Origin of the sequence: Streptomyces sp. AC555_RSS877 (assembly GCF_019049245.1) — a bacterium.
Lineage (GTDB): Bacteria > Actinomycetota > Actinomycetes > Streptomycetales > Streptomycetaceae > Streptomyces.
In genome coordinates this window covers 308616-318102 of the sequence record NZ_JAGMUK010000015.1, presented here as the reverse complement: position 1 = coordinate 318102, position 9487 = coordinate 308616, and the positions used below count along the sequence as shown (strand labels likewise).

General features: G+C 69.1%; 11 protein-coding genes and 1 pseudogene. 4 read left to right on the top strand and 8 right to left on the bottom strand.

Annotated elements, in window-relative coordinates:
* Window positions 1-386: 386 nt before the first annotated feature.
* Window positions 387-1028, bottom strand: a complete 642-nt coding sequence (locus KUM49_RS07205) for a DNA-3-methyladenine glycosylase (protein WP_217235862.1) — start codon at window positions 1026-1028, stop codon at window positions 387-389.
* 210 nt (window positions 1029-1238) lie between these two features.
* On the opposite strand from KUM49_RS07205, the gene KUM49_RS07200 reads away from it, so the two are divergent.
* From KUM49_RS07200 to KUM49_RS07190, 3 genes are all read left to right on the top strand, one after another.
* Entirely contained in the window at window positions 1239-2021 is a 783-nt protein-coding gene (locus KUM49_RS07200) for a sporulation protein (protein ID WP_217235861.1), read from the top strand.
* A gap of 42 nt (window positions 2022-2063) precedes the next feature.
* Entirely contained in the window at window positions 2064-2603 is a 540-nt protein-coding gene (locus KUM49_RS07195; RefSeq protein WP_217235860.1) for a YbhB/YbcL family Raf kinase inhibitor-like protein, read from the top strand.
* 143 nt (window positions 2604-2746) lie between these two features.
* Window positions 2747-3253 carry an HNH endonuclease gene (locus KUM49_RS07190; protein ID WP_217235859.1) on the top strand — a complete coding sequence of 169 codons (507 nt, stop codon included), beginning with the start codon at window positions 2747-2749 and terminating at the stop codon, window positions 3251-3253.
* A 67-nt stretch (window positions 3254-3320) separates the two neighbouring features.
* Here KUM49_RS07190 and KUM49_RS07185 read toward each other — a convergent pair whose 3' ends face one another.
* The 3 genes from KUM49_RS07185 to KUM49_RS07175 all read right to left on the bottom strand — a co-directional run bounded on the left by KUM49_RS07185 (window position 3321) and on the right by KUM49_RS07175 (window position 5732).
* On the bottom strand, window positions 3321-4277 hold the full coding sequence (locus KUM49_RS07185) for an SPFH domain-containing protein (RefSeq protein WP_217235858.1): 957 nt from the start codon (window positions 4275-4277) through the stop codon (window positions 3321-3323).
* Between the two features lie 141 nt (window positions 4278-4418).
* Window positions 4419-4850, bottom strand: coding sequence for an NfeD family protein (locus KUM49_RS07180; RefSeq protein ID WP_217235857.1), 432 nt, complete (start codon window positions 4848-4850; stop codon window positions 4419-4421).
* Between the two features lie 84 nt (window positions 4851-4934).
* On the bottom strand, window positions 4935-5732 hold the full coding sequence (locus KUM49_RS07175; RefSeq protein WP_217235856.1) for an ABC transporter ATP-binding protein: 798 nt from the start codon (window positions 5730-5732) through the stop codon (window positions 4935-4937).
* 150 nt (window positions 5733-5882) lie between these two features.
* Between KUM49_RS07175 and KUM49_RS07170 the strand changes: the two genes are divergently transcribed.
* Window positions 5883-6671, top strand: coding sequence for a hypothetical protein (locus KUM49_RS07170; protein WP_217235855.1), 789 nt, complete (start codon window positions 5883-5885; stop codon window positions 6669-6671).
* Between the two features lie 122 nt (window positions 6672-6793).
* On the opposite strand, the pseudogene KUM49_RS07165 reads toward KUM49_RS07170, so the two are convergent.
* The 4 genes and pseudogenes from KUM49_RS07165 to KUM49_RS07150 form a co-directional block, all read right to left on the bottom strand.
* Window positions 6794-7023 (bottom strand): annotated as a pseudogene (locus KUM49_RS07165) (chaplin family protein).
* 186 nt (window positions 7024-7209) lie between these two features.
* Window positions 7210-7455, bottom strand: coding sequence for a chaplin ChpE (gene chpE / locus KUM49_RS07160; RefSeq protein WP_217235854.1), 246 nt, complete (start codon window positions 7453-7455; stop codon window positions 7210-7212).
* Window positions 7456-7623: 168 nt separating this feature from the next.
* Window positions 7624-8265 carry a response regulator transcription factor gene (locus KUM49_RS07155; RefSeq protein WP_217235853.1) on the bottom strand — a complete coding sequence of 214 codons (642 nt, stop codon included), beginning with the start codon at window positions 8263-8265 and terminating at the stop codon, window positions 7624-7626.
* Window positions 8258-9403 (bottom strand): GAF domain-containing sensor histidine kinase, encoded by a 1146-nt coding sequence (locus tag KUM49_RS07150; protein ID WP_217235852.1) that lies wholly within the window; start codon window positions 9401-9403, stop codon window positions 8258-8260. The genes KUM49_RS07155 and KUM49_RS07150 overlap by 8 nt, the downstream gene beginning before the upstream one ends.
* Between the last annotated feature and the right edge of the window lie 84 nt (window positions 9404-9487).

The window sequence follows — 9487 nt, the reverse complement described above, 5'->3', positions numbered from 1 at the left end:
GGCGTTGACTTTTGGCACGCTGTTGAGTTCTCAAGGAACGGACGCTTCCTTTGTACTCACCCTCTCGGGCTTTCCTCCGGGCGCTTCCCTTCGGCCTTACGTTTCCGACTCTATCAGACCCTTTCGGCCCCGATTCCCTGTTGGAGAGGGTTGTCGTAATGCCTTGGCTTTCGCCTGTCGGCCTTTCGACATTCACTACGTTAGCCGATCCCTCCCGCCAACTCATAATCGAGTCCGCGAGTTCCGAATTCGGGCATACGTGCACGCCGAATTGGCCCCTGCTGAGGGGAGAGTCGAAGGTAGTGGTTTGGCCGCTTCCGGCTGCAGGCGATCGCCGTACCCGGTTCAAGCGGCTCGTGCCACGTTACGCATCTTCGGAGGGCGAGTCAACTTGGGCGGCGCCTTGGCGCATGGGCCCGATAAGGGCTCACCGTCGGGTCGTTGGCGATCCAGAAGCGCCAGGGGTGCACACCTCCGTCGCCGGCCACTCCGGTGCGCGGGCCGTTGCTCACCTGGTCGCGGGGCACGGGCGTACCGGCCAGGACACACAGGGGTGTGTCCCCGGCGGCGCACGCGTCCGTGCCGTTCAGGGCGCGGTCCACGTCCAGGGCCGTGGCCAGGCGGGCCGGGCCTTTGGCCAGTTCCTTGTCGTTTCGGGCCGAGAGTCGACGTTTGCGGGCCAGCTCGGCGCCTTCGACGATCTCGCCGGCGCGGAGGAGGACGGCGCTCGACTCCCCCTCCGGACCACACACCAGGTTCATGCAGAACCACATGCCGTAGGTGAAGTAGACGTACACATGGCCGGGGGGACCGAACATCACGCCGTTGCGGGCCGTGCGGCCGCGATAGGCGTGGGAGCCGGGGTCGTTAGGGCCGTCGTAGGCCTCGACCTCCGTGAGGCGCAGCGCGATCGGACCGTCCGGGGTGGTGCGTACGAGGGTGCGGCCGAGGAGGTCGGGGGCGACCTCCAGTACGGGTCGGTCGAAGAACTCTCTGGGCAGGGGCGTACGGTCGGGGGTCGCGATCATGCCGTCCGAGGGTAGTGCAGACGGGTGGGTGCGACGGGGTGGTCAGGGGGCCAGCGCCTTGCCAGGGTGAGATTCCGGAACCGGCCACGGCCGGATCGCGTTTGTATGGATCAAGGACCCGCGCGCGTGGAGCGCCGGAAGCGCAAGAAGCAGGACGACGGAACCGACGGAACGGGCGGTGCCCGAGGGGCCGCCTGAAGAGGGAGAAACATGGCGTTCAAGAAGCTGCTCGCGAGCCTGGGTGCCGGCGGGGCTTCGGTGGAGACGGTGCTGACCGAGGTCAACGTCGTTCCGGGCGGTGTCGTCCAGGGCGAGGTGCGGATCCAGGGCGGGGCCGTCGATCAGCAGATCGAGGCGCTCTCGGTCGGGCTGCAGGCCAAGGTCGAGGTCGAGAGCGGCGACCAGGAGTACAAGCAGGACATCGAGTTCACGAAGCAGCGGCTCGGCGGTGCCTTCGAGCTCAAGGCGAGCGCCGTGCACGTGGTGCCGTTCGGGCTGGAGATCCCGTGGGAGACGCCGATCACGATGATCGACGGTCGCGCGCTGCCCGCGATGCACATCGGGGTGACGACGGAGCTGGAGATCGCGCGCGCGGTGGACTCCGGTGACCTGGACCCGGTCAACGTGCACCCGCTGCCGGCGCAGAAGGCGATCCTGGACGCCTTCATCCAGCTGGGCTTCCGTTTCAAGAACGCCGACATGGAGCGCGGTCTCATCCGGGGTACGCGGCAGAAGCTGCCGTTCTACCAGGAGATCGAGTTCCTGCCGCCGCAGCAGTACCGGGGTCTGAACCAGGTCGAGCTGAGCTTCGTCGCGGACCAGAGTGCGATGGACGTCGTTCTGGAGATGGACAAGAAGCCGGGTCTGTTCAGCGAGAGCAGTGACACCTTCCGCTCGTTCCAGGTGGGTCTGCACGACTACCAGGGCACGGACTGGGTGGCGTACCTCAACCAGTGGCTGTCCGAGGTCGGCAGCAAGCGCAACTGGTTCTAGGCTCGGAACCACTGACTCCAGAACCGATCAGGAGGTACCGAGGTGACCGAGCTCAAGCGGCGGCCGCTCCCCCATGACTTCCACCCGCCCGTCCCGTCGTTCACGGTGACGAGCGAGGACGTCGCGGAGGGTGCGACGCTCAAGGACGCTCAGGTCCAGGCGGCCGGCAACACCTCGCCGCAGCTGCGGTGGGAGGGTTTCCCGGCCGAGACCAAGAGTTTCGCCGTGACCTGCTACGACCCCGATGCTCCGACGGGCAGTGGGTTCTGGCACTGGGTCGTGTTCGACATCCCGGCCTCGGTGACGGAGTTGCCGGTGGGTGCGGGCAGCGGCAAGTTCGAGGGGCTGCCGGAGGGTGCCGTACACGCGAGGAACGACTACGGAACGAAGGAGTTCGGTGGTGCAGCGCCGCCACCCGGGGACGGGCCGCACCGGTACGTCTTCACGGTGTACGCGGTGGATCAGGACAAGCTCGGTCCGGACTCGGACGCGAGCCCGGCCGTAGTGGGCTTCAACCTGCGCTTCCACACGCTGGCGCGGGCGCAGTTGATCGGTGAGTACGAAGTGCCCGCCGAAGACTGACGTTCGAGAACGTTTGCCCGCCTCTGGTCTTGGAAGTGATCAGAGGCGGGCATTTTTTATTGCGTTGTCCATCTCAGCATGCCCGGCCAGAGTTGATCCAGCCCGCCACAGGGGTGGGCCGGTGCGCAGGGAGGTGGGCTGACATGCGGGACACGCTGGTACTGAACGCGAGCTTCGAGCCGCTGTCGACGGTGACGTTGAACCGAGCCGTCGTTCTGGTGCTTCAGGACAAGGCCGTCGTCGAACAGTCCCACCCCGAACTGCGCATGCGCGGTGCCGCGGTCGACATACCGGCGCCCCGGGTGATCAGGCTGTGCAGGTACGTACGGGTGCCTTTCCGAAGACAAGCCCCGTGGTCTCGGCGGGGTGTCCTGATCCGGGACCGGCACCGGTGCGCGTACTGCGGCAGGCGGGGGACGACCGTGGACCACGTCGTGCCGCGGTCTCAGGGTGGCCAGGACACCTGGCTGAACACGGTGGCCTCGTGCGCGCAGGACAACCACCGCAAGGCGAACCGGACTCCGGAGGAGGCGGGCATGCCGCTGTTGCGGCTGCCGTTCGAGCCGACCCCGGCGGACGCGATGCTGCTGTCGCTGGGCCACGAGGACTTCGGGGCGCTGCCGGAGTGGCTGGCGCGGGAAGCGGCTTAGTCGCGTAACGAGGCTGGGGCCCACCTCCGCGGAGGTGGGCCCCAGCCTCGTTACGCGGTCCTCTTCGTCAGTCGATCGACGGCTTCTCGCGGCGTTCGGTGCCCGAGTCGCCGTTGCCGGAGTTGCCTCCGCCGCCCGAACCGCCGCCCAGGTTGCCGAAGTTGCCCATGGCGCCGGACAAGCCCTTGAGGGCGTCGCCGATTTCGCTGGGGACGATCCAGAGCTTGTTGGCGTCGCCTTCGGCGATCTTCGGGAGCATCTGGAGGTACTGGTAGGAGAGGAGCTTCTGGTCCGCGTCGCCGGCGTGGATCGCCTCGAAGACCGTACGGACGGCCTGGGCCTCGCCCTCGGCGCGCAGGGCGGCGGCCTTGGCCTCGCCCTCGGCGCGCAGGATCTGGGACTGCTTCTCGCCTTCGGCGGTGAGGATGGCGGCCTGGCGCGTACCTTCCGCGGTGAGGATGGCGGCGCGCTTGTCACGGTCGGCGCGCATCTGCTTCTCCATCGAGTCCTGGATGGAGGTCGGCGGCTCGATGGCCTTCAGTTCCACGCGGTTGACGCGGATGCCCCACTTGCCGGTGGCCTCGTCGAGGACGCCGCGCAGCGCCGCGTTGATCTCCTCGCGGGAGGTCAGCGTCCGCTCCAGGTCCATGCCGCCGATGATGTTGCGGAGCGTGGTGACGGTGAGCTGCTCGATCGCCTGGATGTAGCTGGCGACTTCGTAGGTGGCGGCCCGGGCGTCGGTCACCTGGTAGTAGATGACGGTGTCGATGTTCACGACCAGGTTGTCCTGGGTGATCACCGGCTGGGGCGGGAACGGTACGACCTGTTCGCGCAGGTCGATGCGGTTGCGGATGGTGTCGATGAACGGGACGACGATGTTGAGGCCCGCGTTGAGCGTCCGCGTGTAGCGCCCGAAGCGCTCCACGATCGCGGCGCTCGCCTGTGGAATGACCTGGATCGTCTTGATCAGGGCGATGAAGACCAACACCACCAGGATGATCAAGACGATGATGACCGGTTCCATCGTGCTCCCCGTACCCTTCTCCGCCTCGGCGCTTTTGGAAGATCTTATGTCTGTTGAAGATCTTGCTGGTCGAGTGTGTCAGACCGTCGTCTGCCTCGTGGGGCGTTCGGTTCAGTTACGTCATGCCTGCGTCCTGCGAGGTCACATGACGATCGCCGTTGCACCCTCGATCTCCACGACGTCCACTTCCTCGCCCACTTCGTAGGCGCGGTCGGTGGCAAGGGAACGGGCCGACCAGACCTCTCCGGAGAGCTTGATCCGGCCGCCGGAGCGGTCGACGCGCTCCAGCACGACGGCTTGTCTGCCCTTCAACGCTTCGACGCCGGTGGCGTGTTGGGGGCGCTGCGAGCGGTGCCGGGCGGCGATGGGCCGTACGACCGCGATCAGGGCGACCGATACGGCGGCGAAGACGAGTACTTGGGCGGTGACGCCCCCGCCGGCTGCGGCCGTCAGCGCCCCTGCGGCGGCGCCCACCGCGAGCATGCCCAGCTCCGGCATCGCGGTCACCACGAGCGGGATTCCGAGCGCTACCGCGCCGACGAGCCACCACACCCATGCGTCGATGTCGTTCACATGGTCATGGTAGGTCCCCAAGTACCGCCTCCGACAGGGCGCCGGAGTCTCGGAAGAGGCTTATTACCCAGGGAGTTCGCGGAATCAGGCCATCGGGAGGCCCTGTGCGGTCCAGCGCTCGCCGACCTGTTCGACGACGAGGGGCAGGCCGAAGCAGAGGGAGAGGTTGCGGGAGGTGAGTTCGAGCTCCAGCGGGCCGGCGGCGAGAACCTTGCCCTGACGGATCATCAGAACGTGGGTGAAGCCGGGGGCGATCTCCTCGACGTGGTGGGTGACCATGAGCATCGAGGGGGCGATCGGGTCGCGCGCGAGGCGGCCGAGGCGGCGTACGAGGTCCTCGCGGCCGCCGAGGTCGAGCCCGGCGGCGGGCTCGTCGAGGAGCAGCAGCTCGGGGTCGGTCATCAGGGCGCGGGCGATCAGGGTGCGCTTGCGTTCGCCCTCGGAGAGGGTGCCGAACTTGCGGTCCAGGTACTCGCTCATGCCGAGGCGGTCGAGGAAGGCGCGGGCGCGCTGCTCGTCGATCTCCTCGTACTCCTCCTGCCAGCCGGCGGTCATGCCGTACGCGGCGGTGAGCACGGTCTGCAGGACGGTCTGGCGCTTGGGCAGCTTGTCGGCCATGGCAATGCCGGCCATGCCGATGCGCGGGCGCAGTTCGAAGACGTCGGTGCCGGGCTTGCCGAGGGTCTCGCCGAGGATGGTGGCGGTGCCCTGGCTGGGGTAGAGGTAGCTGGACGCGACGTTCAGGAGGGTGGTCTTGCCGGCGCCGTTCGGACCGAGGATGACCCAGCGCTCGCCCTCCTTCACCGACCAGGAGACCTGGTCCACCAGAGCCCGGCCCTCCCGGACCACGGATACGTCCTGAAGCTCCAGAACATCGCTCATGAGCGCGTTGTCTCCCCTTGCAGTGTGGCCGGTCTCGGCTGTCGCGTTCGCCAGTGGCTCGTCCGCCGCGCCGGTGGGCGCAGCCCTCAAGGAAATCTACGCCACCGGTCGGCAGCTCCATTCCATCGGTCCGGTCCTTAGGGTGGAGGCATGCTTTCGGAACCACGCTCTGGACAGCTTGCCGCTTGGGGAAATGCCCTGTTGGCCGGACTTGTCTCTCCTGATGACGCCGTACTCGCGATCGTCGGCGGGGACGCGGTGCACCGGGTGGAGGGGTTGCCGGGCGAGTCGGCGCCCGTCGGTCTCACGCTCGCGCTGGGACGGCTGCGGTCGCTCGGCGTCACGGGGCTGCGGGTCGCGCTGCCCGCGCCCGGGCATCCGCTGGGGCTGAGCGGGCCGCCGGAGTTCAACGCGCGGGCGTTGGAGGCCGAGGAGGCGGTGATCTGTCATGGCGCCGCGCTCGGGTTGGTGCCGGAGGTGTACGAGGCGGGGCCCGCCGGCGATGTCCATGTCGAGGTCGTGTGGCACTGCCTCGCCGTGCGGGAGGCGCCGCCCGCCGATGTGCCGTCGCTCGGGGAGGCCGAGCGGGAGCTGGCGGAGGCGCTGCGGGATGCGACCGAGGTGCTGACGCGACTGGACGTCGCCGGGTCGGGGCCGGTGGCCGAGGCCGCGATCGATGCGTATCGGGCGCGGGCCGAGCGGTGGCGGGAGGTGCTGGCGCCTGGGTATCCGCCGCGGGCGGTGCGGGTGCTGGAGCTGGCGCAGCGGGTGGGGTTGCTGGTGTCGCTGGCGTACGAGAACGGGCACGGGGGTGCGGTGAGCTCCGGCGAGATGGCGGCGAGGGCTCAGGCGCTGCGTCCGGTGGAGCGGACGGCTCGGCGGGCGCAGGTGGCCGCGTACAACGCGTATGTGGAGGAGCGGGAGCGGGGCGTTCGCTGAGCGCTTCGGGTGTGTTCCGGTGACGGTCGTGCGTGCTCGGGGTGCGTGCGGCCTGCCGGCCTGAACGAGCAGGCCCCGCGAGTCGTTGTCGACTCGCGGGGCCTCTCGTCGGCCGTGTGAGGTCACTCGTTGACGCAGACGCTGCCGAACGTCGGGTTCAGCAGCGCGATGACGTTGACGGTGTTGCCGCAGACGTTCACCGGGACGTGGACGGGGGGACCTGGACCACGTTGCCCGAGCCGACGCCCGGCGAGCCCACGGCCTTGCCGTCGGCGCCAGCGTCGGCGACAGCGGCACCGGCGGCGAGGCCGGCGACGGTGAGGGCCACGGCGGCCTTCTTGGCGATGTCCATGTGAAGCGTTCCTCCTGCGTTTGCGTGTCCGACCCGGCCGCGGGTCGTGCGCTGGTCAACGCGGGAGAGTTCCGGAACGGTACGGGGTTGAGCGACGGCCCGTTCGGATCATTCGAGCGACAAACAGACCGGCCTCCCGGGGAACCCCCCGGGAGGCCGAAGTCATGACCTGCTCGGCGACTGGCGTCAGTGGTTGACGCCCAGGTTGCCGAAGGCGGGGTTCAGCGCACCGATGACGTTCACGCTGTTGCCGACCGCGTTCACCGGGACGTGCACCGGGGCCTGGACGAGGTTGCCCGAGACGACGCCCGGCGAGCCCACGGCCTTACCGTCGGCGTGCGCGCCGTCGGTGGCGGAAGCCATTCCGGCACTGGCGGCGATCAGCCCGCCGGCCACCATCGTCACGGCCGCTGCCTTCTTCAGGTTCTTCACTTCTGACCCCTCCTGGCGATTGCCGCGGCAGTCGCCGCAGCACGCACTGGAGAACGGCGGGGACCGCCAAAGGATGCGCCATCCGGGGGACATTCCCACGACGGTATGAATCTCATTCCGGAGGGGAACGCTCCGCATTGCCGTCGGTCACGTCCTACGGAGAGCGTTTCAGCCGGTCACGCCATGGCGTACGGCCCACAGGGCGGCCTGGGTGCGGTCCGACAGGTCGAGCTTCATCAGGATGTTCGAGACGTGCGTCTTGACGGTCTTCTCGGACAGGACCAGCGCGCGGGCGATCTCACGGTTGGAACGGCCGTCCGCTATGAGCCCGAGCACCTGACGCTCCCGCTCGGTGAGCGAACCGCCTCTGCCCTGGCCGGAGTTGTTCCCCTCCTGGGACAACAGGGCGCCCGCGACCTCGGGTTGGAGCAGGATGTGTCCGGCGTGGACGGAGCGGATGGCGCCCGCCAGGGCCTCGGGGTCGACGTCCTTGTAGACGTACCCCGCGGCGCCCGCGCGCAGCGCCGGGACGACCGTGCGCTGTTCGGTGAAGCTGGTGACGATCAGCACGCGTGCGGGGTTGTTCAGTTCGCGGAGCTTGCGCAGCGCGTCGACGCCGTCCATGCCCGGCATCTTGACGTCCATGAGGACGACGTCGGGTTTCAGTTCCTCGGCGCGGGCGACGCCTTCGGCGCCGTCGGCCGCCTCCCCCACGACCTCGATGTCGTCCTGTACTTCGAGGAACGTGCGCAGGCCCCGGCGGACCACTTGGTGGTCGTCGACGAGCAGCACCTTGATTGCGTCAGCCACCGGGGACCTCCAGCTCGATGGTGGTGCCCTTACCGGGCGCCGATTCCACGGACAGTGCGCCGCCGACCCCGCTCGCCCGGTCCCGCATGGAGACCAGGCCCAGGTGGCGTCCCGCTCGGCGTATCCGCTGGGGGTCGAAGCCGCTGCCGTCGTCCGTCACCCGCAGGACGGCTCCGCCGCCTCGCCGGTCCAGGGTCACGTCGACGTGCTCGGCGCCCGAGTGCCGCAGGGCGTTGTGCAGGGCCTCCTGGGCGACGCGCAGCACCGCCTCCTCCTGGGCGGCGGGCAGGGCGCGAACCCCGCGGCCGACGAAGGTCACACGCGCGGCGTGGGCACGGTCCAGTACGTGGATGTGGGTGCGCAGGGTCGCGAGGAGGCCGTCCTCGTCGAGTGCCGCGGGACGCAGCTCGACGACCGCCGCGCGCAGTTCCTCGGCGGCCTCCGCGGCGAGTACGGCCACCTGCTGCAGCTCGCCCTTGGCGCGGGACGGGTCCCGGTCGACCAGGGCGGCGGCGGCCTGGGCGGTCAGGCGCAGGGAGAACAGCTTCTGGCTGACGGCGTCGTGCAGTTCGTGGGCGAGCCGGGAGCGCTCCTCGGCGATCGTGAGCTCGCGGCTGCGTTCGTAGAGGCGGGCGTTGGTGAGGGCGATCGCGGCGTGCTGGGCGAGGATCGACAGGAGTTCCTCGTCGTCCTCGGTGAAGCCGCAGCTGCCTTCCGGCTTCGGGCAGTTCTTGTTGGCCAGGAACAGCGCGCCGATGATCTCGTCACCGTCGCGGATCGGCAGGCCCAGGAAGTCGGACATGTCGGGGTGGGCGGACGGCCAGCCCTCGAAGCGGGGGTCCTTGCGCACGTCGGCGAGCCGCTCGGGCCTGGCCTCGTGCAGCATCGCGGCGAGGATGCCGTGCTGGCGCGGGAGGGGGCCGATGGCCCGCCACTGCTCCTCGCTGACGCCGTCGACCACGAACTGGGCGAAGCCACCGTGGTCGTCGGGCACGCCCAGCGCGGCGTACTGCGCGTCGAGCAGCTCACGGGCCGAGGCGACGATCGTCTTGAGGACGTCGCGCACCTCGAGGTGCCTGCTCATGGCCAGCAGCGCGGTGCTGACCGCGGCGAGGCCGGACCGGGGGCCTTGACTCATGCCCTCACGGTACCGGCGGGGTGTGACAGTCCGTATCCGACCTGTGGCGGCCGTCTCCTGGGCCGCGAGTCCTAGGGCGAAGGA